The sequence below is a fragment of the Malaciobacter pacificus genome, from assembly GCF_004214795.1.
Lineage (GTDB): Bacteria > Campylobacterota > Campylobacteria > Campylobacterales > Arcobacteraceae > Malaciobacter_A > Malaciobacter_A pacificus.
Genome location: NZ_CP035928.1, coordinates 793696 through 819696 on the forward strand (window position 1 = coordinate 793696; position 26001 = coordinate 819696).

26 protein-coding genes are annotated in these 26001 nt (G+C 28.0%); 15 read left to right on the top strand and 11 right to left on the bottom strand.

The genetic code is table 11. The features are described from left to right. Positions 1-91 precede the first annotated feature (91 nt). From APAC_RS04070 to APAC_RS04105, 9 genes are all read left to right on the top strand, one after another. Entirely contained in the window at positions 92-775 is a 684-nt protein-coding gene (locus APAC_RS04070) for a uracil-DNA glycosylase (RefSeq protein ID WP_170170106.1), read from the top strand. Further along, positions 772-1887 carry a hypothetical protein gene (locus APAC_RS04075; RefSeq protein ID WP_130232906.1) on the top strand — a complete coding sequence of 372 codons (1116 nt, stop codon included), beginning with the start codon at positions 772-774 and terminating at the stop codon, positions 1885-1887. The genes APAC_RS04070 and APAC_RS04075 overlap by 4 nt, the downstream gene beginning before the upstream one ends. A gap of 44 nt (positions 1888-1931) precedes the next feature. Then, the gene (gene aspS, locus APAC_RS04080) at positions 1932-3686 is read left to right on the top strand and encodes an aspartate--tRNA ligase (protein WP_130232907.1); all 1755 of its coding nucleotides are present in this window, start codon (positions 1932-1934) and stop codon (positions 3684-3686) included. 23 nt (positions 3687-3709) lie between these two features. Then, positions 3710-4489, top strand: a complete 780-nt coding sequence (locus tag APAC_RS04085; RefSeq protein WP_130232908.1) for a metal ABC transporter substrate-binding protein — start codon at positions 3710-3712, stop codon at positions 4487-4489. 103 nt (positions 4490-4592) lie between these two features. Next, positions 4593-5000, top strand: a complete 408-nt coding sequence (locus APAC_RS04090; protein WP_228255942.1) for a hypothetical protein — start codon at positions 4593-4595, stop codon at positions 4998-5000. A gap of 93 nt (positions 5001-5093) precedes the next feature. Next, positions 5094-6269 (top strand): transposase, encoded by a 1176-nt coding sequence (locus tag APAC_RS04095; protein ID WP_130232909.1) that lies wholly within the window; start codon positions 5094-5096, stop codon positions 6267-6269. A 103-nt stretch (positions 6270-6372) separates the two neighbouring features. After that, positions 6373-6498, top strand: a complete 126-nt coding sequence (locus APAC_RS13440; protein WP_266095880.1) for a hypothetical protein — start codon at positions 6373-6375, stop codon at positions 6496-6498. Next, complete coding sequence (locus APAC_RS04100) at positions 6447-8666, top strand: chemotaxis protein CheW (protein WP_130232910.1); 2220 nt, start codon at positions 6447-6449, stop codon at positions 8664-8666. Before APAC_RS13440 ends, APAC_RS04100 begins: the two co-directional genes overlap by 52 nt. Before the next feature lie 86 nt (positions 8667-8752). Then, the gene (locus APAC_RS04105) at positions 8753-10531 is read left to right on the top strand and encodes a YgiQ family radical SAM protein (protein WP_130232911.1); all 1779 of its coding nucleotides are present in this window, start codon (positions 8753-8755) and stop codon (positions 10529-10531) included. Between the two features lie 121 nt (positions 10532-10652). Here the strand turns inward: APAC_RS04105 and APAC_RS04110 are convergent, their stop codons facing one another. After that, positions 10653-11279, bottom strand: coding sequence for an adenylate kinase (locus tag APAC_RS04110; RefSeq protein ID WP_130232912.1), 627 nt, complete (start codon positions 11277-11279; stop codon positions 10653-10655). A 148-nt stretch (positions 11280-11427) separates the two neighbouring features. Here APAC_RS04110 and APAC_RS04115 point away from each other — a divergent pair, with 148 nt between their 5' ends. After that, positions 11428-12012: an adenylate kinase gene (locus tag APAC_RS04115; RefSeq protein ID WP_130232913.1), complete on the top strand. Its 585-nt coding sequence runs from the start codon at positions 11428-11430 to the stop codon at positions 12010-12012. Further along, positions 12009-12764, top strand: coding sequence for a competence/damage-inducible protein A (locus tag APAC_RS04120; protein WP_130232914.1), 756 nt, complete (start codon positions 12009-12011; stop codon positions 12762-12764). The genes APAC_RS04115 and APAC_RS04120 overlap by 4 nt, the downstream gene beginning before the upstream one ends. On the opposite strand, the gene APAC_RS04125 is transcribed toward APAC_RS04120, so the two are convergent. Genes APAC_RS04125 through uvrC form a run of 3 tightly spaced genes read right to left on the bottom strand, consistent with a single transcriptional unit; the run spans position 12765 to position 16227 of the window. Next, complete coding sequence (locus APAC_RS04125; protein ID WP_130232915.1) at positions 12765-13355, bottom strand: tetratricopeptide repeat protein; 591 nt, start codon at positions 13353-13355, stop codon at positions 12765-12767. Beyond that, entirely contained in the window at positions 13355-14377 is a 1023-nt protein-coding gene (locus tag APAC_RS04130; RefSeq protein WP_130232916.1) for an alanine racemase, read from the bottom strand. The genes APAC_RS04125 and APAC_RS04130 overlap by 1 nt, the downstream gene beginning before the upstream one ends. A 2-nt stretch (positions 14378-14379) precedes the next feature. Further along, positions 14380-16227 (bottom strand): excinuclease ABC subunit UvrC, encoded by a 1848-nt coding sequence (gene uvrC / locus APAC_RS04135; RefSeq protein ID WP_130232917.1) that lies wholly within the window; start codon positions 16225-16227, stop codon positions 14380-14382. A gap of 87 nt (positions 16228-16314) precedes the next feature. Between uvrC and APAC_RS04140 the strand changes: the two genes are divergently transcribed. Continuing rightward, positions 16315-16890 (top strand): SOS response-associated peptidase, encoded by a 576-nt coding sequence (locus APAC_RS04140; RefSeq protein WP_130232918.1) that lies wholly within the window; start codon positions 16315-16317, stop codon positions 16888-16890. A gap of 11 nt (positions 16891-16901) precedes the next feature. Here APAC_RS04140 and APAC_RS04145 read toward each other — a convergent pair whose 3' ends face one another. From APAC_RS04145 to ectA, 7 genes are all read right to left on the bottom strand, one after another. Then, a complete protein-coding gene (locus APAC_RS04145; protein WP_130234576.1) occupies positions 16902-17396 on the bottom strand; it encodes a glutathione peroxidase in 495 nt (164 codons plus the stop codon). A gap of 126 nt (positions 17397-17522) precedes the next feature. After that, positions 17523-18305, bottom strand: coding sequence for a TPR end-of-group domain-containing protein (locus APAC_RS04150; RefSeq protein WP_130232919.1), 783 nt, complete (start codon positions 18303-18305; stop codon positions 17523-17525). A gap of 114 nt (positions 18306-18419) precedes the next feature. Continuing rightward, the gene (locus APAC_RS04155; RefSeq protein ID WP_130232920.1) at positions 18420-19793 is read right to left on the bottom strand and encodes an aspartate kinase; all 1374 of its coding nucleotides are present in this window, start codon (positions 19791-19793) and stop codon (positions 18420-18422) included. Next, positions 19786-20439, bottom strand: coding sequence for a winged helix-turn-helix transcriptional regulator (locus tag APAC_RS04160; protein WP_130232921.1), 654 nt, complete (start codon positions 20437-20439; stop codon positions 19786-19788). Before APAC_RS04160 ends, APAC_RS04155 begins: the two co-directional genes overlap by 8 nt. A gap of 1 nt (position 20440) precedes the next feature. Next, positions 20441-20836, bottom strand: a complete 396-nt coding sequence (locus APAC_RS04165) for an ectoine synthase (protein ID WP_130232922.1) — start codon at positions 20834-20836, stop codon at positions 20441-20443. A 3-nt stretch (positions 20837-20839) separates the two neighbouring features. Further along, positions 20840-22120 (bottom strand): diaminobutyrate--2-oxoglutarate transaminase, encoded by a 1281-nt coding sequence (gene ectB / locus APAC_RS04170; protein WP_130232923.1) that lies wholly within the window; start codon positions 22118-22120, stop codon positions 20840-20842. A 1-nt stretch (position 22121) separates the two neighbouring features. Continuing rightward, positions 22122-22625, bottom strand: coding sequence for a diaminobutyrate acetyltransferase (gene ectA, locus APAC_RS04175; RefSeq protein WP_170170108.1), 504 nt, complete (start codon positions 22623-22625; stop codon positions 22122-22124). 242 nt (positions 22626-22867) lie between these two features. Between ectA and proV the strand changes: the two genes are divergently transcribed. From proV to APAC_RS04190, 3 genes are read left to right on the top strand one after another with little or no spacing between them, the layout of a single operon-like run. Further along, entirely contained in the window at positions 22868-24082 is a 1215-nt protein-coding gene (gene proV, locus APAC_RS04180; RefSeq protein ID WP_272940760.1) for a glycine betaine/L-proline ABC transporter ATP-binding protein ProV, read from the top strand. Continuing rightward, positions 24075-25100 (top strand): glycine betaine/L-proline ABC transporter permease ProW, encoded by a 1026-nt coding sequence (gene proW / locus APAC_RS04185; RefSeq protein ID WP_130232926.1) that lies wholly within the window; start codon positions 24075-24077, stop codon positions 25098-25100. Before proV ends, proW begins: the two co-directional genes overlap by 8 nt. Then, entirely contained in the window at positions 25100-25978 is an 879-nt protein-coding gene (locus APAC_RS04190) for an OprD family outer membrane porin (RefSeq protein WP_130232927.1), read from the top strand. The genes proW and APAC_RS04190 overlap by 1 nt, the downstream gene beginning before the upstream one ends. Positions 25979-26001 lie beyond the last annotated feature (23 nt).

Here is a 26001-nt window from a genome sequence, read left to right on the forward strand (position 1 = left end):
TACGATTATTGTACCAATAATTTATATATATGTCAAATAATTTTACATTTTTTCCTATATATTGGAACAAATAATCTTAAAAGTATTCTTTTTGTACAATTTTAACATGACAAAATTAGTTAAATACAAAATTTTAAATCAATTGAATTATTTAAAATCAATAGGTTTTAAGTATCATGAAAACTTAGAACTATTTTCACCTGATATTAAAAATTATAAATTACCAAACAATATTGAAGAATTAAAAAATATATGTGAACATTGTCATTTGTGTGAATTGTCAAAAACTAGAAAAAATGTATTATTTGCTTACGGAAATAGGTATTCAAATATTATGTTGATAACTGATGAACCCACTAATAGTGAAGATGAACTAGGTTTATTTTATAGTGGTAAAACAGGTGACCTTTTAAAAAATATGATTGAAAATGTTTTAAAAGTTCAAAAAGAGGATTTATATTTAACAAGTTTAGTAAAGTGTAAGAGTAATTCTGGAATTAATAGTTCAAATGTCGAGACTTGTAATGATTATTTATTAAAACAAATTGAGTTAGTAAATCCTAAATTAATTGTGGTTTTAGGAGATAAAACCTATTCTTATTTATTGAATAATAGCAATGATTTTTCTCAAGTAAGAGGAAAAGAGTTAAGTTTTAACGGTATAAAACTAATTGCTACTTATTCAGCAACTTTTTTACTTAGAAATCCATCTTTTAAGAAAGATGCTTATTATGATATGTTGAAAATTAAAAATATAATGGAGAATTTAATTTGAAATATTTACTTAGTATTATTATTTCGGTTTTTGTTTTTACAGGTTGTGTTGAGAAACAACAAGTTGTTGAAGCGAATATTCCTAATGAAAAAATTGGAAAACCTATAGTTAAACCTGAAATAAAGATAGAAGAAAAAATTAATGTTGTAGAAGAGTTAGAGATTGAAGAGGAGATTATCCCTTTTTTAGAATCCCAAGACAAAGTTAAAATAGCATTTATATATCCTTCAAAATATGTAGCAAAATATACGAAACCTTCAATATCAACAATTTTAGCCTATTTATCTTATAAAGAAATAGATTATGACTTTAAGATAATTGATACAGAAAATGAGTCTTTAGAGAATATTCAAAGTGCATTTGAAACTTTAAAACAAAATGATTATAAGAATGTAATAGCACTATTTACTCCAAGAGTAAATGAAATTTTAAATCAAATTGATTTAGAAGATATAAGGGTATATTTACCTCTAATTGAAAAGAACTCTTCAATTGAAAATAAAAGTAATTTAATTTATGGCTCAATTTCTTATGAGGAACAAATTAATAAACTAATTGAATACTCTCCAAATGATAAAAAGGTAATGTTTTATCAAGACTCATTTTTAGGTAAAAAGTTAAAATCAAAATTTGATTCTTTAGGTATAAATATACCTGTTGTAAAAGAGATAAAGAAAAAAAGAAACTATTTTAGAGGTTTAATTAAAGATTATAGATTAAATAATGCTAATATCTTTTTAAATACTGATATTGTAAAAACATCATTAATTCTTTCTCAAATTACTGCAAATAGAATATATCCAAGTATTGTTTTATCAACTCAAAATAACTTTGACCCAAAATTAATATCTTTAACACAAGAAAAAGATAGAAATAAATTTATTGTTGCTAGTTCAATTGATGATGTCAATGAAAAACTTTTAGATACTATTGAATTATTTGGTGGAAATGTAAGATATGAGTGGGTTGATTATTCAGTTTTAGTTGGAGTTAATTACTTATTTGATTCAAATAGAAGTGGATTGCTTTTAACTGAAATTATTGATAATGAAGTAGATTATAAACCTCGTTTATTTAAGGCTACTGATTTTGGTTTTATTGAAATTAAGTAAAATTTAGATAAAATCGCGAATATTTATGTAAACGGAGTTAAGATTTGAGAACACATTATTGTACTGACGTAACTGAAAAAAACATTGGTGAAACTGTAACTGTTGCTGGTTGGGTAAACAGTAGAAGGGATCACGGTGGAATTATATTCATTGACTTAAGAGATAAAGGTGGTATCGTTCAATTAGTAGCTGATCCACAAGATAGTCAAGAAGCATTAAACATAGCAGAAACTGTAAGAGACGAGTTTGTATTAGTAGCAACAGGAAAAGTAAGAGCTAGAGGTGAAGGTTTAGAAAACCCTAATTTAAAAACTGGAAAAATCGAAATTATTTTAGATAAATTAGTTATTGAAAATAGATCTAAGCCTATGCCATTTGATTTAAATGATGAAAAAGTAAATGATGAAATTAAATTAAGAAATAGATTTTTAGAGTTAAGATCAACAAAATCATATGAAATTTTCCAATTAAGAAGTAAAGCAGCTATTCAAGTTAGAAATACTTTAGATGAATTAGGTTTCTTAGATGTTGAAACTCCAATTTTAACAAAATCTACACCAGAAGGTGCAAGAGACTATTTAGTACCATCAAGAGTACACCCAGGTGAGTTTTATGCATTACCTCAATCTCCACAATTATTCAAACAACTTTTAATGGTATCTGGATTTGATAAATATTTCCAAATTGCTAAATGTTTTAGAGATGAAGATTTAAGAGCTGATAGACAACCTGAATTTACTCAAATAGACGTTGAGATGTCTTTTTGTGACCAAGAAGATGTAATCAAAGTTGCTGAAAAATTAATTTACGATGTGTTTACAAAATGTGGAAAAACAGTTCCTGAAACATTTCCAAGAATGAGATACTGGGATGCAATGGAAACTTATGGTTCTGATAAACCTGATACAAGATTTGAAATGCCATTGGTAGATGTAATTGATATTTTTGCAAAATCTACAAATGAAATTTTCGCTGATATTGCAAAAGATAAAAAGAACAACAGAATCAAAGCACTTAAATGTCCAAATGGGGATAATATCTTCTCTAAAAGACAAATGAAAGGTTTTGAAGATTACGTTAGAAAATTTGGAGCTAAAGGTTTAGGTTACTTCCAAATGAAAGAGGATGGATTAAAAGGTCCATTAACAAAATTCTTCTCTGAAGCTGATTTAGATGAGATTGTAAAAGTTACAGAACTTGAAGTTGGTGATGTAGTATTCTTTGGAGCAGGTGAGAAAAAAACTGTATGGGATTACATGGGAAGATTTAGACTTTATTTAGCTGAGACTATGGATATTATTCCAGCTGATAAATATGAGTTCTTATGGGTTGTTGATTTCCCAATGTTTGAAGTTGAAGATGGAAGAACAAAAGCACTTCACCACCCATTTACAATGCCAAAATCTTTAGAAGATACAAGTGATTTAGAAGCTATTGAATCAATTGCTTATGATATTGTATTAAATGGTACTGAGCTTGGTGGTGGAAGTATTAGAATTCACAAAGAAGAGATTCAAGCAAAAGTATTTGAACTTATGGGAATCTCTGATGAAGAAGCTAGAGAGAAATTTGGATTCTTATTAGATGCACTTCAATATGGGGCTCCAAGTCATGGTGGATTTGCAATGGGTCTTGATAGAATGATTATGTTACTTGCAGGAACTGATTCTATTAGAGATGTAATTGCATTCCCTAAAACTCAAAAAGCTCAATGTCTATTAACTCAAGCACCTTCAGAAGTTGATGCTGAGCAGTTAAAAGAATTAAGCTTAAGAATTAGAAAACCTATTACTGAATAGAAACTTTTAATAGGTAGGTTAGTATGAAAAAAATAGTTTTATTTTCACTCCTACCTATACTACTATTTGCAAAATTTCAAGTTACCACTTACTTTCCTTTAGAGACTTATATTGCTAAATATATTGGTAAAAATGAAATAAGAGTAAAACAGATAAATAATAGATATCTTCCTACAAAAAGAAAAATATCAAATTTTGATATATCAAAATTAGCAGATGTGAAACTTTATATACATTTAGGACTAAATGTTGAAAAAGAGTATGAAGATATTTTCAAAAAATCAAATCCTTTTATAGAGACTTTAGATTTATCAAAAGATATAAAAATAATGGATAATAATCCATATTATTGGTTAGACCCATTTAATTTAAGAGTTATTGCTAAGAATATATATGATAAGTTTTGTGAAATTGATAAATTTAGTTGTTCTTTTTACAAACAAAATTATGAAGCTTTCTTAGATGAAATTGACAATACTTTTTTAAATATAAAAGAGAAACTAATGGCAAGTGATGTTAGAAGTTTATATGTATTAGGAAATTATTGGGACTATTTTGGAAAAAGATTTAGAATAATATTAGTAGACAAAGAAAAAAAGTACATAAAGCTAAATGAATTAAGTGAGTCAATACAAGAGACTAAGAATAGAAAAATAAATAAAATTATTTATTTAAAAGGTGATTCTTATAGTTTAGCTAGTGCTATTTCAAATAGTCTTAAAATTAAACTTATTGAACATGACCCATTCGAAGAAAAGATATTTTTCTCACTTAGATTACTTGCTCAAGAAATCTCTAAATAAAAATTATTTTTTTAAAATGTATAAATAGTATACAACTGTATAGTGCATCAGATATAGTTTAAATGATAACATTCTTATATAGAATATATAACAAGAGGTTATTATGAATTTAAATTACAAAGGTATAGATATAAAAAAAGATTTATATCCTATGATAAAATATATTGAAGATGTAGAAAAGTATAGAGAAGATTTAGGACGATTAAGTTCATCTTGGGATACTTTAGCATTATTAGGTCAATTAGGAGATATAAATATTGACATTGGAAAAACGAAAGATAATTTCTTAAATCTAACTTCAACACTTCTAAATCACTTAAGTGAACAACAAATAAATAAAGTAAAAAATGAAATGACTTTTAAAGCACAAGTTGCTATTGATATAGTTATTAGGAATTTATTTGAAAGAACTGCGGATATTGGTTTCTTAGCAACGGATGATGATATTAGGAGTTTTTTAAACAATTATAAATCAAAGAGCCACTTGCAGATTATAAAAAACAACCCGTAATTTAAGCTGATTTAAATTTTAAAAAGTTGAATCAAACTTCAGATAAGTTATAATTTTTTACTACAAAAATTTAACAGAAGAGCGATTCAACTTATGGGAATTATTCTACCAAAAATATCTTCAAGTCTATCTAAAATGTGGACTAAGGTTTTAAATCTTGAAAATTCACTTTTTCCTTCTTTGAAAAGAGAGCTTCAATTAGAAGAGTTGTCAAATAAAGAGCAAAAGCTTATTAAGATATTAGACTTTGCTGCGATTGAAAAAAATATCACTGTCGTATCTATTACAAACACTCCAAAGCATAGAGAAGAGATTGCACGAGCATTTATTGCAAAGAGTGTTTACAATATCCAAACAACCAGAGACCTTATCGATAGACTTCATAGTGATAGAACGCTGAGGATCTTGTGTGGGTGGAGATATAAAAACGATATTCCAAGTGAGTCTAAATTTAGTAGAGTCTTTAAGGAGCTCAGTGAGCTTAAAATTGCACAAAAGACGCATGAGCAGTTTGTGAAGGAGTATCTAAGGGATACACTCTTTTTTTATAATGCAAGTGATGCAACAAAAATACCACTGAGAGAAAAACCTGTAAAAGTAGAAAAAGAAAAGTTTAAACCAAAAAGAAGAGGACGACCTAAAAAAGGTGAAACAAGAGAGCCTAAAACACCCAGTATCTTGCAGCAACAAGAAGATATGAAAACCACAAAGCAGATGCTATCTTTGGTATCAACGCAGTGTGGAGTTGGAAGAAAACAGAATTCCAAAGGCAACTTTGAAACATGGATAGGAGGGAAACTCCATATCAGTGTAGTAGATGGAGATATCCCTATTACTGCTATTTATTCAGGGGCAAATGTTCATGATAGCTCAGTAGCACTTCCTCTTATAAACGAGACAAGCAAAAAAGTATCATATCTTTATGACTTACAAGATGCAGGATACGACAGCAATATTATCAGAGATTTTTCCAAAAAACTAAATCATAGACCGCTTATTGATATCAATCCGAAGAACTCCAAAGAGTTAAAAGGAAAAATTCAACTTATAAAAGATGAAAAAAAGAAATTTAAAATTCTAAACCTTACTCAAAGTTTAGATACCCATCACTATAACCAAAGAAGTATGGTTGAGCGTGTAAATAAATACCTCAAAGAAGACTTTGGATGCAGTAATATTTATTATAAAGGAGCTACAAAAGTAGCTTCTGTTTTAGCATTTGGTATTTTATCAGTTTGTATTCATCAGAGTTTGAAACTGGTAACATAACTTTTAGCTAAAAACACTAAAAATTAGCCATTTTTAAAACTCAACCATCAAGCACGCACCCAATAATAGTTTTTTATCTAAAATTGACCCATAAAGCGGTAAAATGATTAAAAGTTTAAAAGATCTGCTTGATAAGCTTAGTAGGTTTACAAATTCACTAGTTTATGATGGTGGAATTTGCAAGCGGCTCCAAAATATGATGAACAAAGTAATCAATCAAAAGATTTAATAGTAGATAGATTTAAAGAGTATGTTGCAAAATATTCTGTTTATTTTGATATTGTATTATCAGATACAAAAGGAAATATATTAGTTAGACTTGATCAAAACTCTAAAGTTGAAAAAGTTGAGAGTGATTATATTCAAATGGTTTTAAATACAAGTGATGAATATGTAGAAACATATAAGTTTCATGATTTTATACCTCAATATAAAAAGTCATTAGTTTATTCATATAAAGTAACAAAAACTAATAGCTCATCATCTGAAAATATAGGAGTGTTATCTTTATGTTTTAGATTTACAGATGAAATGAAGGGAATTTTTAATAATTTAGTTGATCCTTCAAACAAAGAGTGTATGACTATTTTAGATGAGAGTGGATGTGTTATTGCTTCAAGTGATAAATATCATATTCCTTTAGGTGTTGAGTTACCAATTATTTTAAATGAAGAGTATAAAATAGTATCTTTTGCCGGGCGAGATTATATTGCAAAAAGTTGTGAAACAAATGGTTATCAAGGATTTATGGGATTAAAATGGTATGGTCATATGATGATTCCATTGGAGTATGCATTTTTAAGTGATATTTCAAATGAAAGTATAGGAAATCAAAATGTGATTGATGCAATGATGGATAATAAAGTTCATTTTCCTAAAGAGTTAAAAGATGTATTTAATAAAAGTAAATCGATACAAGAAAATTTGAAAAGAGTTATTTGGAATGGTAATATTGTTCAAAGTAAATTAAACTCTGTAAATAAAGAGTTCTCAAAATCTCTTTTAGCAGAGATTGGAGTAACTGGAACAAAAGCAAACTCTTCTTTATCAAATTTAAATGAAACTATTTTAAGTTCAATTTTAACAGAGAGTAAATTTTTATCAAGTCTAGCAATTGATATAATGGATAGAAATTTATATGAAAGAGCTAATGATTGTAGATGGTGGGCATTAACTTCATATTTTAGAGAAGCATTTGATGATAAAAACTCTATTATTTCAAAAAAAGATGAAATAACTTCTATTTTAAAATATATTAATGATTTATATACAGTATATACAAATCTTTTAGTATTTGATAAAGATGGAAAAGTAATAGCTGTTTCAAATGAAAGCCAAGAGTATTTAGTAGGAAAAATTTTAAATTATGAATGGGTTAATAGAACATTTAATTTAAGTGATACTTCTAAATATTGTGTTTCAAATTTTGAAAAGACATCACTATATAACAATGAATCAACTTATGTATATTGTGCTGGTATTAGGTCATTGAAAAATCCTAGTATGATAAATGGTGGTATTGCAATTGTCTTTGATTCAACTCCTCAATTTAATAGTATGCTAGAAGATACTTTACCTAAAAAAAATGAATTAACTGATAAAAATGATATGTTTGCTATCTTTGCAACAAGAGACAAAAAAATTATTTCTTCTACTAATGAAAAACTTGAAGTAAATGGCTCTTTAAATTTAGAAGATTCATTTTTTGAATTAAAAAATGGTCAAGAAATGAGTAAAATTGTAGAAATAGGTAATACTTATTATGCCGTTGGAGTAAAATGTTCTTCAGGATATAGAGAGTATAAAAGTAGTATCGATGATTATAAAAATGATGTCTTTTCTATAGTATTTATAAAAATTGGTAATAAAAAAGAGAAAGCTGTTGAAATAGTTCAAAATAATAAATATATTCAAAATTTAAAAAAGAAAAAGAATGATTCAAATGTAGAGATTGCAACATTTAATATTGGAAGTAAATTTTTAGCTGTAAGAGCTGAAAATGTTGTTGAATCAATTGGAATTGAGCAAATGCAAGAATCAATAGAAATGGATAAATCTAATCACTTTAAAGGTATGGTTTTATACAATGATAAACTTGTTGCAATTCTTGATATTAGAGACTTTATAAAAGAAGATATTAATGATGAAGAGTTAACAAATATTATTTTATTAGAGTATGATAAAGATAATATTGAGCATTGTGTAGGTATTTTAGTATCTTCTCTTGAACATATTTCACTGGTTGAGAAAAAGTCAATACAAAATATCCAAGAACACTTCTTAGGAACAGGTACTTTAGTAGAGAGTTTAGTTGATATTGATGATTATGAAAAATCAAAAGTAGCAATGCTTTTAAATATAAAAAAGATAGATGATAACTTAACTAAGAAAGTTTAATTGTAATTATTATAGTAGGGTTAAAATATATTTGGTACAATACGAAAAAAGTATTAACAATTATATAAAATATTAAAGAAGAAAAAATGAGTATTGAAAATAAACCAAATAAATTTTTACCTACTACAAGAAAAGAGATGGAAGAGAGAGGTTGGGACGAACTAGATGTTGTTCTAATCACCGGTGATGCTTACATCGATTCTCCATTTATGGGAATTGCAGTAGTTGGAAGAATATTAGAAGACATAGGTCTAAGAGTAGGAATTATCGGTCAACCTGATGTTGAATCTGATAAAGATGTAAAAAGATTAGGTGAGCCAAAACTATTTTGGGGAGTTAGTGGTGGAAGTATTGATTCAATGGTTTCAAACTACACTGCAACAAAAAAGTTTAGAAACTCTGATGACTACACTCCAGGTGGAAAAAATACAAAAAGACCAGATAGAGCTACTTTAGTATATACAAACTTAATTAGAAGACACTTCAAAGATACAGTGCCAATTGTTTTAGGTGGTATAGAAGCTAGTCTTAGAAGACTAACTCACTATGATTATTGGACAAATAAACTTAGAAAACCAATACTGTTTGATTCAAAAGCAGATTATATGGTTTATGGTATGGGTGAGCAAGCTATTATTGACCTTGGGACTTATCTAAAAGAGGGGAAAGACCCAAGAACTATTAGAGGGCTTTGTTATATCTCAAAAGAAGCACCAAAAGGTGAAGATTTTAAAGAGATACCTTCTCACCAAGAGTGTTTAGATGATAAAGAGAAATATATAGACCTTTTTAGAGATTTTTATGATAATAATGACCCAATATACTCAAAAGGGCTTTATCAAAAAGTAGATACTAGATATTTAGTTCAAAATCCACCTAGTCGTCATATGGAAGAAGAAGAGATGGATAATATCGCTTCATATCCATATCAAAGAGATTTACATCCTTTCCATGCTAGTGAAGGGAAGGTCAAGTGTTTAGAGACTATTAAGTTTTCTATTATGACTCACCATGGATGTTGGGGTGAGTGTAACTTCTGTGCAATTGCAGCGCACCAAGGAAGAACTATACGAACTAGAAGTGAACAAAATATCCTAAAAGAAGCAAAACACTTTACAACTATGAAAGATTTCAAAGGAATTATTTCTGATGTTGGTGGACCTACTGCTAATATGTATGGATATGAGTGTAAAAAGAAAATGAATCTTGGAACTTGTATTGATAATAAAAGATGTGTAGATGCCCACAGACTTTGCAGAACTATGAAAGTTGACCATAGTAGAAATATCCAACTTCTAAAAGATATTAGAGCAGTTCCCGGTATTAAAAAAGCCTTTGTTGCTTCTGGTGTACGGTATGATTTAATTACAGCTGATAAAAAACATGGTAAAGAGTATTTAAAAGAGATGGTTGATCACCATATCTCAGGTCAGATGAAAGTAGCACCAGAGCATACAAATGATGAGGTATTACATCATATGGGAAAACCTGGAAAACAAACATTAATTGACTTTAAAAAGATGTATGATGATTTAAACAAAGAATCTGGGAAAAAACAGTTCTTAACATACTATTTAATAGCTGCTCATCCTGGATGTGAAGAAAAACATATGCATGAGTTAAAACAGTTTACAACACATGAATTAAAAATGAATCCAGAACAAGCACAAGTTTTTACTCCAACTCCTGGAACATATTCTGCTGTTATGTATTACACTGAAATGGATCCATTTACAAAGAAAAAAATCTTTGTGGAAAAAGACCCAAGAAGAAAAGAAAAACAAAAAGAGATAGTAATTGAAAAGAAAAGATTTGGTGGTAAAAACAGTAAATCAAAAACTTCTGGTGCTGGAATGCAAGGATAGTTAAATAGAAGAAAGCTAAGTATTTATTACTTTGTTTTCTTCAATTAATCTATATATTTAAAACATAAAAAAAGGGAAGCCAAAAATTAGCTTCCCTTTTTAGTAATTAAAACTTTTTAAATTATGATAAAGCGTTAAACATATCTTGAGTTACTTCTGAAACTTCTTTTGTTCCATCAAGTTCAAAATATACACCCATTTCTTTATAAAAGTCAATTAATGGTGCAGTTTGAGCGTGGTATGCTTCTAATCTTTTTGTTACAGTCTCTTCTGTATCATCAGCTCTTTGGATTAAATCTTCCTCTTTTTCATCTACTGGAGGGTTGAATTTAATGTGATAAATTTTACCAGTTTTTTTAGAAGTTCTTCTTCCTGTAATTCTTTCAACAATCATTTCATCTGGAACATTTAAAGAAATTACTTTATCTAAAGAGATTTCCATAGTTGCCATTAACTCTTTTAAAGCTTCAGCTTGAGCTAAAGTTCTTGGGAAACCATCTAAGATGAAACCTTTTTTACAATCATCTTGTGCTAATCTATCTTTAATAATACCAATTATTGTTGAATCAGGAACTAATTGTCCCGCATCCATAAATTTTTTAGCTTCCATACCCATATCAGTATTGTTAGCAATTGCTTCTCTTAAGATATCTCCAGTAGAGATTTGAGGTATATCGTACTTTTCAATTAAGAACTTTGCTTGAGTTCCTTTGCCAGCACCTGGTGCTCCAAATAGCATTAAATTCATATTGCTTTTCCTTACTTTTTTCCGTATTGTATTCAAAAAGCTTTTAATAATACATAAGTTTAAAATGCAAACTAGCTTTTTAATAATACATAAAGAATTTAAATGATTTTTGATACAATTACGCCAATTAACACATGTAAGGTCATTTATGAAGAAACTATTTTTAATTATTGGAGCTCCGGGAAGTGGGAAAACAACTGATGCTGAATTAATAGCAGCTAAACATGAAAATATCACACACTATTCAACAGGAGATATGTTTAGAGCTGAAGTTGCGAGTGGAACTGATAGAGGTGCTGTAATTGATAGTTATATAAGTAAAGGATTAATTGTGCCTATTGATATTGCTATTGAGACTATTTTAGGAGCTATTAAAAGAGCTTCAACTCCAACAGTAATTATTGATGGATATCCAAGAAGTATTGAACAAATGGAGCAGTTAGATAAATATTTACTTGATGAAAATGAAGTTGAACTTGTAAATGTGATTGAAGTTGATGTATCACAAGAGACAGCTTTTCAAAGAGTTTTAGGAAGAGCAGCTGATGCACAAGTTGTAAGAGATGATGATAATGAGCAAGTATTTTTAAATAGGATGAAACTTTTTACTGAACCTTTAGAAGAAATCAGAAGTTTTTATACTCAAAAAAATATACTAAAGACAATTAGTGGTGAAGCTACTATTGAAGAAATAGTAACTGAAATGGATAGTTTTATTCAATCTAAAATATGATGAAAAAAGTAAATTTTTATTCAGTAATTATTGGTACTGAATTACTAAATGGTCGAAGAAAAGATGCCCATTTCTCTTTCTTAAATGAGCAGTTACTGAAAAGAAATTGGGAACATAAAGCTTCATTTGTTATTGAAGATGACCCAAAACTTATGTTTAATATTTTTAACTTAATAAAAAATGATGAAAATTCAGTTATGTTTTGTTTTGGAGGAATTGGTTCAACTCCTGATGATTACACAAGACAAACAGCTGCTAGAGCTTTTACTGATTATAAAATGGAATTTAACGAAAAAGCTAAGAGTTTAATTATAAATCAATTTGGAGAAGAAGCTTATCCTCATAGAGTAAATATGGCATATCTTCCCATTAGTGCTAAACTTCTTAAAAATGTTGTAAATAATGTTCCAGGATTTTATTTAGAAAATAGGTTCTTTTTTACCCCTGGTTTTCCTTCAATGAGTCAATCTATGGTTATTGAAGCATTAGATACTCATTATCCAATTTCAAGAGAAAAATATAAAAAAGTTATGACTATTGATACAAGTGAAAATGACTTAATAGAAACAATGAAAAAAATGCCTGAGCATCTAGATTTTGCTTCATTACCTAAGATAATTAATGATAAAAGAAAAGTTGTTATTTCATTAGGTGGTTATGATAAAGCAGAGGTAGATAAATATTTTGATTTATTTATTAGATATTGTGAAGAAAATAAAAAAGATTATATTCTTAAAGATATAAATTTTTAGTTATTTAACTGGTTCTAAATAATTCCCAATTTTCCAGCTTTTATCTTTAGGATAGTTTGCTAAATTATAGTCTTTCCAAACTTTTTTACAAAATTTATTGCCTCTTTTATACTCATCTTTTGCAAACTGATGAGCTCTTCCAAAGTTTGGAAAAACACCTTTCCCTGTTGCATACATATAAGCTATGTAACAATTTGCATCATAAAGTTTTTGTTTTGAAGCCTCTTCAAAATAATATAAAGCCTTCTCATAATCCTTTTCTACAACTTTACCATGTAGAAAAAACTTTCCTATTAAGAACTGTGATTTAGAGTGATTTTTATTGGCTGCTGATAATATAGTATTATATGCTTTTATTTCATCGTGATATTTAGTTATTTTAGATAGGTAGAATTTCCCTAGAATATAAGAAGCTTCAATATTTCCATTGTTTGATAAATTTAGTAATATATTATAAGCATTATCAAGATTTTTTTTCTCTTTTATAAGTTTTATTGCTTTTTGAAGTTTTTCACCTTGTGATGAAGATTTATTTAAAGTTGTACTATTTACAAGATTGAAAAATATTATAATTAGTACTACTAGTTTCATTACACAATTACTCTTTTTATATTTGTACTAAGTGTTGTTGTGATTTCATATGAAATAGTATCGTGAACTTTAGCAAGAGTATTAGCATCATTAAATATGCATACTTCATCCTTATTTGTATTAAGTGAAAGATTATCCATTGATACTCTACCTAGAACTTTGAATCCATCAGGTGTTGTATAGTTTTTTCTTTCATTTAGTCTTAAAAAACCATCTCCGTAGCCAACATCATATGTGGAAATAATAGTATCTTCAGTAGCTTTATATGTACCTCCGTAACCAACACTTTGGCTCTCTTTTAAAGTTCTTGTAGAAATTCTTTTCCCCCATAGTGATAATACAGGCTTTAAAGTTGGAAATTTAAAGATATTAGCATTATCAAGGTATCCATATGTTGCAATACCAACTCTTGCAAAATCTTCGTTAAAATTAGTGTGTCTAAATAGGCCTGCAGAATTACAAGAATGGAAGCTAGGAATATCTAGTGAAAGTTTTTCACATAATTCACTTACAGCTAACTTAACCCTAGAAAAAACTGACTTTTGCCAGAAAAAATCAGTTGAGAGATTATCTGCATTTCTATGATGTGTGAATATCCCAGTCACCTTAATATTCTTCTTAGATAGCCCTAAAAAAGCCTCTTCTAGCTCTTCAATTAAAATTCCATTCCTATGCATCCCTGTATCAACTTTTATATGAACATTACATCCAAGTGGTAAATTATCAATATCCTCAATTGAATTTAATGCTATGTGAAAAGTATGTGAATAAGTGTGAAAATCCTTGTGAGCAAGTATTAAAATATAGTCAAATAATTTTTCTATAGCCAGTGCTTCATCTAGTGTTCTAACAACTGCTTTTTTTATACCAAATTCACTAGCTAGTGTTGCTATTTCAATTAGTCCATGGCCATAGGCATTATCTTTTAAAACAACAGCTACTTTTTCTTTTCCACCTGCATGATTTGAAATAGTTTCTAAGTTATAAAACAAATTGTTTTTATTAAGTTTTATCAGTGCCAATTTTATTCCTCAATATTATTAAAATAATTATATATAACAGTTGCATCTTTTTCATTTAAAACATTTTTTAATTCTTCAATAGATGCACTTTTTATTTTCTCAAATTCACCAAAGTATAGCAACATTTTTTTCACCTTTGCTTCACCAATACCTTTAATTTGTAAAAGTGAAACTTGTTTATCTTCTTTTCTTTTTTGTTTTTTATGATAGTTAATTACAAACCTATGAGCTTCATCTCTAAGTCTTTGAACAAATTGAAGCCTTTGGTCACTTGTTAATAGTTTTAAAGATTTAAATTCACCATCTTTTTTGTAGTGAATAATGTCATTTGCTTTACCTTTTGCTCTATGTGCTTTTGCATCAACTTTCTCTTTTGCTATGGCAATTATATCTAAATTAACTCCCACAGACTGAGTTATATCATATGCAAGTTTTAGTAAGGTTTCTCCTCCATCAATTACCCAAAGATCAGGTGCAGGATTTTTTTCAAAACTTTCAACTCTTCTCATTAACATCTCTCTCATTTGAGAATATTCATCTTTTGATTCAAGATTATAGTGTCTAAAAGATTTTTTATTCCAACCATTAGTTTGTTCATTCCATACAACCATTGCTCCAACAGTTGCTTGACCCATCATATGAGAGTTATCAAAACTCTCTATTAAATAAGGAGTAAGTTTAAGGTCAAACAGTTTTTTAACTTCATCATAAATTGTAGTTTGATTTTTACTAGCATCGATTCTAAGCAGTTCATTACAGTTATTAATTGCAACTTGTACAATATCTTTTTTCTTATCTTTTTTAGGATTTATAATTTTTATTTTTCTATCAAATCTTGCTTTTAAAAAATCTTCAAGCTCTTCTTTATCTTCAAGGTCAATTGCGGTTAAAATCTCTTTGGGAAGTAGTGGGATTTCATTATCATAATAATTAATAATAGCTCTTTTATATGCTTCTTCATAATCAAAATCACTATCTTGCTCAATATTATCAAGTCTTAAGAAGTCATGGTTTGATGAAGTTAGCTTCCCATCTCTAATAAACATTCTTACAACAACTGCTTTTTTATTAGATGTTGTTATTGCAAAAATATCAATATCTTCATTTGTGGCTAAATCCATTCCTGATTTAATTTGAGATTTTTCAATAGTTTTTATTCTATCTCTTATTTTCATAGCATCTTCAAATCTAAAATCTTCTGAATATTGCATCATTTTTTCATTTAGTTTATTAATTAGTTTAGTTTTGTTGTAAATATATTCTAAGGCTTCATCAACAATTTTTGCATACTCACTTGTTGTAATTTTACCTTCACAAGGTGCATGGCATCTTTTTATTTGGTGAAAAAGACATGCTTTTTTCTCTTTTACACAAGATTTCTTTTGAACTAAAGGAACAATTTCATAAATACTATCTAACATATCTCTAGCACCACTTGAATATGGTCCAAAATATTTTAGATTTTTATTTTTATAAACACGTCTTGTTATTTCAAGTCTAGGAAAAAGTTCATTGTTATCTAAATAAATATATGGGTATGTTTTATCATCCCTTAATAAAATATTGTATTTAGGTTTTAGTTGTTTGATTAGTGAATTTTCAAGTATTAAAGCATCATGTTCATTAGGAACTACAATCCACTCTAAAGATTCAACTTCGCTAATCATTTTATATATACGAGGACTTAGTTTATCAGCAGGTAATAGTTTTGGAGTAAATTTAAAGTAAGATTTTACTCTATTTTTAAGTACTTTTGCTTTTCCAATATATAGTAAGTGACCATTTCTGTCAAAGTATTGATATACTCCTGCATCAGTGGGAAGTTGTTTTAATTTCTCTTCTAAATTCATTGTGAAATAATATCTAAAATATTCTCTTTTTGATATTAAATTTAAAATATATTATACTTAAAAAAATTAAGGAAAAGAAAATAGTTTATGCCTGGAAGATTAGCAATATATGATGATAGATATTTTAAAGAAAATGCAAAAAAATTTATCAAAGTTGATTTAGTAAAAAATCTAAATCCAAGATATAATATAGCTCCAACTATGCCAATTCCTGCTTTATTAAATAGTGGAGAATATTTATACACTCACTTTGGTTACTTACCTTCTTGGGCTAAAAGTAAAAAATCTATGAATATAAATGCAAGAAGTGAATCAATTTTTGAAAAGATTACTTTTAGGGATTCTTTTAAATTTAGACGCTGTTTAATTCCAATAAATGGTTTTTTTGAATGGGAAATAGAGGATAAAACAAAGAAGCCATATTTTGTAAAAGATATAAAAAATGATTATTTTGCCCTTGCAGGTATTTGGGATGAATATTGTGATGATGAACTAAAAATGAATATTATCACTACAGCTTTAATTACTTGTAATGCAAATGAAAAACTTGACTTATATGAAGTAACTTCTGCTGTCAATAAGGTTTCTTTTAATTCTCCTTTATGTATAAAAAAGAAAATTAATTTAGAAATTGGACAACAAAGTCTATTTGAGATAGAATAAAATTCTATCTCTTATAGTAATTTTAAAATATCATCTTCAATAGATTTTGGATTTGTAGTACTTCCAAATCTATCAACTACATTACCATTTTTGTCAACTAAAAATTTTGTAAAATTCCATTTAATATTTTTACTACCTAATATACCTGGTTGTTTATCTTTTAAAAATGTGTAAAGTGGTGATTCATTCTCTCCATTCACATCAATTTTTGAGAACATATCAAACTCAACTCCATAAGTTAATCGACAAAATTCTGCAATCTCTTTATTTGTTCCTGGTTCTTGATTTGCAAATTGATTTGAAGGGAAACCTAAAATCATAAAATCTTTATCTTTATGTTTTGAATAAAGGTTTTCTAAATCTTCATATTGACCAGTAAATCCACATTTACTAGCAACATTTACTATTAAAAGTACTTTCCCTTTATACTTTGAAAGACTTACGTCATTTCCCTTTATATCTTTTACTTTAAAATCGTAAATAGTTTTATTATTATTTGTCGCCATTAGTGAAGTCACGAAAAGTAATGTTGATATTATTATTTTTAGCATTTTTTATCCTTTTTAAAATAATATCTAGTTTAACTTTATATTTTGTGATTTTGTAGATAAAAAATGAAAGTTTGTATTTGTTTAGACTACTTCCTCTGCTGTATATTTCTCAATAAGTTTAGAGAATCTTTCATCTTCTAGTATTTCAAAGAAAAACTTATCTTTTTTTAGTTTTTCTACATACTGTTCATTTAGCTCCAATGCTTTTTCCAAATCTTCAATACAGCTATCAATTTGTCCAAGGTCATATAAAATTTTGGCTCTTTGATAAAAAGCATTAGAAAATTCATCATCAATTTTTATTGCTTGGTTTGCTAAGCTAAGTGCCCAGTTTGCTTCATCAAGTTTTAAAACTGCTTCAGCTTTATATGTTAAAGCTTCAACATCATCAGGACTTAGATTTAAAATTTCATCATAAATTTCAATTTTACCTAAAGTTGTTGATTCCTTTGAAGCTCTCATCCAAAGAGAATAAATAGTATTAGTTTTCTCAATATTTTTTTGATTTTGAACAACTTGTTTTGATCTTTTCTCTAAATCTTCTTCAAATAGATTTAACCTTTTTTCATAATCAGAAATTGTTTTTGAAATCTTTTCATCAATATCATTTTTTACTTTTTTATTAATATCTTTAATTGAGTTCCAACCCATTAAAACTAAAAAAGATGAGGCTGCAGCGATGATATAAAACATATTATTTAAAGTTGAAGTTGCATAATTAATTACATTGTTTGATATTTCAACTTCTTTTTTTGCTAAAGTTTTGTGAAGTTCAATCTTTAAGTCTCTATTCTCATCTCTTAGAGTTTTTATTTCATTTAAAATATAGTTTTCTACAAATGGATGGTATAACTGTTTTTCCAAGCTATTTATTCCTTTTTCTACCTTTTTATCAGCTTCTTGCTTGTCTAATTGTTTTGTCTCTTGGGCAAAACACAAAATATTCGAAAGTAAAAATAATAGAATAGCTTTTTCATCTTAAAGTAGTTCCTCTTTTAATGTTTTAAGTGCAATATCAGAGACATTTTGTGAAACACCTATGTGAAATGAAATTTTTGATGGACTCATATCAAACATCTCAAATGGTATATTCTTCTCTTTTAGTGCAGTTATAGCATCAACTATTGCAAAAGAATTTTGTCTTAATCCAATTCCAACTAAAGTTAATATAGATATATTATAGTTAACATTAACTTCATTGGTTTTTAGGCGTTTTTCTATTTGACGTCTAAGATTATTGATTTTACCTTTTAAATCTTCTTGGTCAACAAGTATTGCAATATCATCTTTATCAGTAGGATAATGATAAGTATTTATTCCAAACTCTCCAAAAATTTTAAGAAGTTCTGCACTAAATCCTATCTCTTCTCCTAACATATCTTTTTGTATATGAATTGAAGCCATATTATCTAGTTTTGCAATTCCTACTAAATCTTCCATAGGAACTCTTTCACTAAGAATTAATGTTCCTTCGTGAACTGGGTTATTTGTATTTCTAATATTAATTGGAATTTTACTTTTTTTGCAGTTTAGCATTGCATTAAAATGGAAAACATTAAATCCCTTTGAACTAAGTAATCTTAACTCTTTAAATGTAAGTCTAGGTATTACTTTTGCTTCACTTACAACTCTTGGGTCAACATTATAAACACCATTTGTATCTGTCCAGTTTTCATAAATATCTGCATCAAGTGCATAGGCTAATTCACCACCTGTTAAATCACTTCCACCTCTACTCATTACAGCAATTTGATTTTTTTCATTAACTCCATAAAAACCAGGAACTAAATAAACTTCATTTTCTTTAAAAGTAAAAGCATTTTGAATGTTTTCATGTGTTTTTGAATTTACTTTTCCATTTGTTAAACAATCACTTAAAATAAATCCAAACTCTTCAGGAAGCATAAGTTTTGTTTTTAATCCCACTGAATTCATATATGCTGTAATAACTTTAGAATTAAAGTGTTCACCCCTTGATAAAAAGAAGGCTTTTCTTTCATCACCTTTTAATTTACAGTTTTCTAAATCTTTTTTTAAGTAGTCAACTATAAACTTTTTATCTATTTTTAAATCATCACAAAGCTTTTCAAATTTTTTTATAATAGCAAATTTAGATTCATCAATAGATATAAAAAGTTTCTGATTTTCAAAATGCTCTCCATTTGTTGCTAAGTTTAATAAATGGTCTGTAATTTTTTCATCATGTATTTCATCTCTACCAGGTGCAGAGACTACTATAACTTTTCTATCTTCATCTGCTTTTATGATATTTACTATTTTTTTGATTTGTAAGGCATCTTTTACAGAACTACCTCCAAATTTACATACTTTCATATTTTCCTCACTATACATTACTTATTTTGTAACCTCTGTTTCTTATTGTAGTTATTAAATCAGTATTAAAGTTCTTTTTTAGTTCAGTTCTAATTTGATTTATATTAACTTCAATAACGTTATGACATATTAGTTCTGGTTCATCCCAAATTGCATTAACTAACTCTTCTTTTGAAATAATTGCTTTGTGTCGATTTTTTATAAGATAAGATAAAACCTCGTAAGATTTACCTTTTATATTTAATTTATTATTATTTATATCTAGGACTTGTTTCTCAATATTATTTAGTTTTAGATAGTTTTTAAATTTAAGTTTCTTTGCAAAGTTCTCTCTATGAATTGATTCTAGTTTTGCTAAAATCAATTCATAATCAAAGGGTTCTTTTATGACACTAATTGCACCAGATTGAAGTAAACTTATCTCAAAATCTTTTGATTGATTTTTTGTAAGTATCACAACGGCACTTTTTTTATCTAATCTTTTTTGAATAATCTCTTTACAAGCTATTAAATCATTTTCATAGACTAATATTAAATTATATAATCTTACTTGGGCATGATAAACTGCATCAAATAAATCTTCTGCAACATCACAAATATAAAGATTTTTCTCTTCTATTTCATCTATAAACTTTTTATCTATATTTAAAGCTAAGAGTCTCATCTTAATCCTCTAATGGATAAACTCCATTTTCATCATGATGCTCAGTTCCTTTAATAGGAGGGTTAAATACACAAATAAGTCTCATGTCTTCAGTTCCACCATATAAATTATGGTCATCATGATTATTTAGTGCATACATAACTCCATCATAAATCTCATGGATTTCACCAGTTGCTAAGTCTTCAATTTTTCCATTCCCAGCTACACAATAAACAGCTTCTAAGTGGTTTTGGTAATGAATGTGAGTTTTAGTATTTGCTTTGATAATTGTTTCATGGAAAGAAAATCCCATACCTTCATCTTTTAATAGCATTCTTCTACTAACCCATTGCCCACCTTGGGCAAATACTTCTCTATTTGTTCCTATAACATCTTTTTTAATATCTTTTACAATCATTTATTAAAATTCCTCTGTTAATTTTTTCTTTTTATCACTTGCAAGTTTTGTAATAGCTCTTTCAAATCTATTTAGACCTTCAATTAAAGTCTCTTCATCAATAATTAATGGAGGTAAGAATTTAACTACTTGACCTTGACTTCCACAAGTTTCTACAATCAGTTGTTCTTCAAATGCATAAGATGAAATTTCACCAGCAACTGTTGGGTCATTTTTAATCTCAAATCCATAAGCTAAACCTCTACCTCTAATATCTATATCAAATACATCGCTATGTTTTTGGGCTATTTCTTCAAGTTTTTTCTTTAAAACTTTCTCTTTATAAAATACTGCGTTTGTCAAGTCTTCATTTTGCCAGTAGTTTTCTAAACTAACTTTTGAAGCAACAAATGCTAAGTTATTACCTCTAAATGTTCCCGTATGTTCACCTGGCTTCCATTGGTCTAGGTCTGGTTTAAATAGTAATAATGCCATTGGTAAACCTCCACCAATTGATTTTGATAGTGTTACCATATCAGGATTTATATCCGCAAACTCAAAAGAGAAGAAGTTACCACTTCTACCATTCCCAACTTGAATATCATCAATAATTAATAAAATATCATACTCTCTACAAATACTCTCTAACTCTTTAAGCCATTTTGCACTTGAAACATTAATTCCACCTTCACCTTGAATTGTTTCAACAATAATAGCAGCAGGTAAATCAACACCACTACTTCCATCATTTAAAAATTTTCTTAAATATTCTAAAGTATTGAAATCACCAAAATATCCATCAAAAGGCATAAAAGTAGCATTACTTCTACTAATATAACTTTCATCTCTATACTCGTTATTTCCAGTAACTGCAAGTGAACCTTGGCTTAATCCATGGTATCCATTTGTAAAAGCTATTACATTACTTCTACCTTTTACTAATCTTGCTAGTTTTAAAGCTGTCTCAACACAGTTTGTACCAGTTGGTCCAGTAAACTGCATTTTGTACTCTAAGTTTCTAGGTTTTAAAATCAGTTCTTGAAATGTTTCCATAAACTCTTTTTTAGCAGTTGTTGCCATATCAAGTCCATGAACAACTCCATCATTTTGTAGATATTCAATTAAAGCGTTTGAAATTAAATCATTATTATGACCATAATTTAATGTTCCAGCTCCTGCAAAAAAATCTATGTAATCTACATCTTGTTCATCTGTTAAAATAGCTCCCTTAGCTTTTTTAAAGATTGTTGGGAAACTTCTTATATATCCTCTTACTTCTGACTCAAAATTTTCAAATATTCTCATTTTATTTTTTTCCTTTTAATTTAAAAGAACCAATTGTATACATAGGTTCATCTTCATGTGCATTTTTAAAATCTTTCATTTTTAAAAATTTAGATTTTTTAATTTTAGTGTTTAGCTCTTTTGCAACTTTTTCAAATACTCTAATTGAAGAAGAGTTACTTGGAGAAACTGTAGTTTTTATATAATTAATATCTTTGCATTCTTTTCTTTTTGCAATTTTTAAAATTAATTTTTGAGCTAATCCTAATCCTCTATAATTACTATTTACAGCAACTTGCCATATAAATAGTGAATTTTCATTTGGAATTAGATAACCAGAAACAAAACCTATAACTTTATTCTTAGTTTCATCTATGGCAACACAACAATAATCTTTGAAATGGATTGTTTGTAAGTAGTATAAATATTCAGAGTTTACATCTAAGACTTTTGTGTCTTTTACTAGTTTTATTATCTCTTTTGTATGAGATTTTTTAGGTTTTACCAATTTAATCTTGGTGGACAAGATATCTCCTTTTTAGATTTAAAATTTAATAAAATAGTTAAAAAATATACATATTAAATGTTTTAAAATTACATATAATATGTAAAAATATAACATATTTTTTGTAAATATAGCATATAAAATTTATATATAGCTTAAATTAATTTTGTTATTAAAACAAATAAAATTTAATATATTTATAAAATATTAAGAAAATATAGTATATTGTTATATTTAATTATTTTAAATTATGGAGTTAAATTATTACTGAAAGAAAGAAAAAATTAACAGTTAAGAATGTTTATAAAGTTTTTGGAGAAAATCCAAAAAAAGCTTTAAAGATGTTAAATGATGGGCATTCAAAAGAAGAAATATTTTCTAAGACAGGCATGACTATAGGTGTACAAGATGCAAGTTTTGAAATTTACGAAGGCGAAATTTTTGTAATTATGGGACTATCAGGTTCTGGAAAATCTACACTTGTAAGATTACTAAATAGACTTATTGAACCTACTAGTGGTAACATCTTAATTGATGATACTGATGTTACAAACTTATCTGACAAAGAACTTATGGAAATTAGAAGAAAGAAAATATCTATGGTTTTCCAATCATTTGCATTAATGCCTCATATGAATATTATTGATAATACATCTTTTGGATTAGATTTAAGTGGTGTATCAAAAGAGCAAAGATATGAAGCTGCTAAAAATGCTTTAGAGCAAGTAGGTTTAAAAGGTTATGAAGAATCTTATCCCGATGAATTAAGTGGTGGAATGCAGCAAAGAGTAGGTCTTGCTAGAGCACTAGCAAATAATCCAGATATTATGCTTATGGATGAAGCATTCTCAGCACTAGACCCTCTTATTAGAACAGAAATGCAAGATGAATTATTAGAATTACAAAGTAATGATAAAAGAACAATTGTATTTATTTCTCATGATTTAGATGAGGCTATAAGAATAGGGGATAGAATCGCTATCATGCAAAATGGTGAAATATCTCAAATAGGAACACCAGAAGATATTATAAATAATCCTGCAAATGATTATATAAGGTCATTTTTTAAAGGTGTTGATGTGACTTCTGTATTAACAGCAGGGCATATTGCTAAGAAACTTAGACCAACTATTATTGACAAAGAAAGCACAGGTGTAAAATCTGCACTTCAATATATCGGTGATTTTGATGAAGATTATGCATATTTTGTTGAAAAAAGTGGTAAATATCTTGGAATATTAACTTTAGATTCTTTAAAAGAGCAAAAGCAAAAAGGTGGAACAATTTATGATGCCATTTATTGTAATAAAGCTGTAACTGACGATACTCAAATTTCTGATTTTATTACTGATGTTGCTGAATATCAATATCCACTTCCTGTTATTGATGGAAAAGGCAAGTATAAAGGAACTATTTCTAAAAGTAGATTATTAAAAGTATTTGATGAAGGTCTAGAAGAAGGAGAATCACATGAGTAATGATCCATGGGGAAATGCATCAACTGCACAAGAAGATAAACAGTCATCTGTTGACTGGACACAAGAATCTACAGCAACTCCTATTGAAGAAGAAACAAGTTTTGATATTTTAAATCCATTTAGTGATGCTATTATTCCTTTTGATGATTGGACTAATAATGGAATTGATTGGTTAGTTCAAAACTATAGAGACGTTTTTTTAGCTGCAAAAGCACCTATTGATATAGTTTTAAAATCTATCGAGGCATTTTTACTATTTTTAAATCCTTATGTTGTTATTGCATTTTTTGTTTTATTAGCTTTACAGTTTTCTAGTAAAAAGATGGCATTTGGAACTCTTATATCATTTTTTATAATCGGATTTATAGGTGCTTGGGAAGAGTCTATGATTACTTTATCTTTAGTTATTACTTCAGTTATATTTTCTATAGTCATAGGACTTCCACTTGGTATATGGTGTGCTAAAAGTGATAGGGTTGACAAAATTGTACGACCAATACTTGATGCTATGCAAACAACTCCAGCCTTTGTTTATTTAATTCCAATTGTAATGTTATTTGGTATTGGTAATGTACCTGGAGTTATCGTAACAATCATTTTTGCACTTCCTCCATTAATTAGACTTACAAATCTAGGTATTAGACAAGTGCCTGATGATTTAATTGAAGCTTCAAGATCTTTTGGAGCTAGTTCTAAGCAAATGTTATGGAAAGTACAAATTCCTGTTGCTATGCCAACTATTATGGCAGGAATAAATCAAACACTAATGCTTGCTTTATCAATGGTAGTTATTGCTTCAATGATTGCTGTTGGAGGTCTAGGTCAAATGGTTCTTAGAGGAATTGGAAGATTAGATGTTGGTTTAGCTGCAGTTGGAGGATTAGGTATTGTTTTATTAGCAATAATCTTAGATAGATTAACTCAAGCAATGGGACAAAAAGATAAAAGTGATAAAACTAAATGGTATGAAAAAGGACCAGCTGGGTTTATCTTAAAATTAGTAGGAAAAGGAAAATAATGAATAAAAAAATTAGTTTAGGATTAATAGCGTCATCGGTGTTATTTGCAGGAAATTTAAGTGCAGATACTTTAAGTGAAGCATTCGAAAATGGTAAGGTAAGTGGTGAGATTAAATCTCAATATTTCCAAAAAGAGAGTAATAATTCTGAAACAACAAGTATTTGGACAAATGGTGGAAACTTATCTTATAAGACAGGTTCATTTTATGGTTTAAGTGCAGGAGTTACTTTTCAAGTTGCTTCAACTACAGCTGAAGACTTAGATGAAAAACCAGATGCCTTTGATGCAGATCAAAATGTTTCAGGTGCAGTAATGTCTGAATCATATTTACAATATACAAGAGGAAATACTACAGCTAAACTTGGTAGACAATATATTTCAACTCCATTAGTAGCAGGTTCTGGTACTAGAATTTTTAAAGAGTCTTTTGAAGCATATACTATTCAAAACTCAGATTTACCAAATACAACGATCACAGCTTCATACGTTACAAAATTCCAAGGAAGAACTGATGTAAATGAAGGTGCTCCTAAGTTTAATAAGTTAGGTGATGGAGTTTATTCAGTTTATGTAACAAATAACTCAATTGAAAACTTAAATTTAGCAGGTCAATATGTAAAAGCTACGGATATGACAACTGATAATAAAGATATTACTCTTTACTATTTAAATGGTTCTTATGATTTTGGTGCATTTAAATTAGGTGCTCAATATTATGGGTCTGATGATGATAATACTGCTGATACTGGTTATTACTTAAATAATAGAGATGGATATTTATATGCATTAAAAGCTTCTACTAATATTGGTGGTTTATCTTTAGGTGTTGCATATAGTGAAGTGTCAGAAAAGGTGGAGTATCTGCATATAACTTAGGAAATGGTGCAGATTATATCTAC

What these genes read in the sequence shown, in the direction of transcription:
- APAC_RS04155 (WP_130232920.1), bottom strand. Translation starts at nt 19,793, where the DNA reads ATGTATAGTGAGGAAAATATGAAAGTATGTAAATTTGGAGGTAGTTCT.
- APAC_RS04165 (WP_130232922.1), bottom strand. Translation starts at nt 20,836, where the DNA reads ATGATTGTAAAAGATATTAAAAAAGATGTTATAGGAACAAATAGAGAA.
- APAC_RS04085 (WP_130232908.1), top strand. Translation starts at nt 3,710, where the DNA reads ATGAAAAAAATAGTTTTATTTTCACTCCTACCTATACTACTATTTGCA.
- APAC_RS04095 (WP_130232909.1), top strand. Translation starts at nt 5,094, where the DNA reads ATGGGAATTATTCTACCAAAAATATCTTCAAGTCTATCTAAAATGTGG.
- uvrC (WP_130232917.1), bottom strand. Translation starts at nt 16,227, where the DNA reads ATGAATTTAGAAGAGAAATTAAAACAACTTCCCACTGATGCAGGAGTA.
- APAC_RS04145 (WP_130234576.1), bottom strand. Translation starts at nt 17,396, where the DNA reads ATGGCGACAAATAATAATAAAACTATTTACGATTTTAAAGTAAAAGAT.
- APAC_RS04110 (WP_130232912.1), bottom strand. Translation starts at nt 11,279, where the DNA reads ATGAATTTAATGCTATTTGGAGCACCAGGTGCTGGCAAAGGAACTCAA.
- APAC_RS04090 (WP_228255942.1), top strand. Translation starts at nt 4,593, where the DNA reads ATGAATTTAAATTACAAAGGTATAGATATAAAAAAAGATTTATATCCT.
- APAC_RS04190 (WP_130232927.1), top strand. Translation starts at nt 25,100, where the DNA reads ATGAATAAAAAAATTAGTTTAGGATTAATAGCGTCATCGGTGTTATTT.
- APAC_RS04120 (WP_130232914.1), top strand. Translation starts at nt 12,009, where the DNA reads ATGATGAAAAAAGTAAATTTTTATTCAGTAATTATTGGTACTGAATTA.
- APAC_RS04160 (WP_130232921.1), bottom strand. Translation starts at nt 20,439, where the DNA reads ATGAGACTCTTAGCTTTAAATATAGATAAAAAGTTTATAGATGAAATA.
- APAC_RS04105 (WP_130232911.1), top strand. Translation starts at nt 8,753, where the DNA reads ATGAGTATTGAAAATAAACCAAATAAATTTTTACCTACTACAAGAAAA.
- APAC_RS04140 (WP_130232918.1), top strand. Translation starts at nt 16,315, where the DNA reads ATGCCTGGAAGATTAGCAATATATGATGATAGATATTTTAAAGAAAAT.
- APAC_RS04115 (WP_130232913.1), top strand. Translation starts at nt 11,428, where the DNA reads ATGAAGAAACTATTTTTAATTATTGGAGCTCCGGGAAGTGGGAAAACA.
- ectB (WP_130232923.1), bottom strand. Translation starts at nt 22,120, where the DNA reads ATGAGAATATTTGAAAATTTTGAGTCAGAAGTAAGAGGATATATAAGA.
- proW (WP_130232926.1), top strand. Translation starts at nt 24,075, where the DNA reads ATGAGTAATGATCCATGGGGAAATGCATCAACTGCACAAGAAGATAAA.
- APAC_RS13440 (WP_266095880.1), top strand. Translation starts at nt 6,373, where the DNA reads ATGATTAAAAGTTTAAAAGATCTGCTTGATAAGCTTAGTAGGTTTACA.
- APAC_RS04125 (WP_130232915.1), bottom strand. Translation starts at nt 13,355, where the DNA reads ATGAAACTAGTAGTACTAATTATAATATTTTTCAATCTTGTAAATAGT.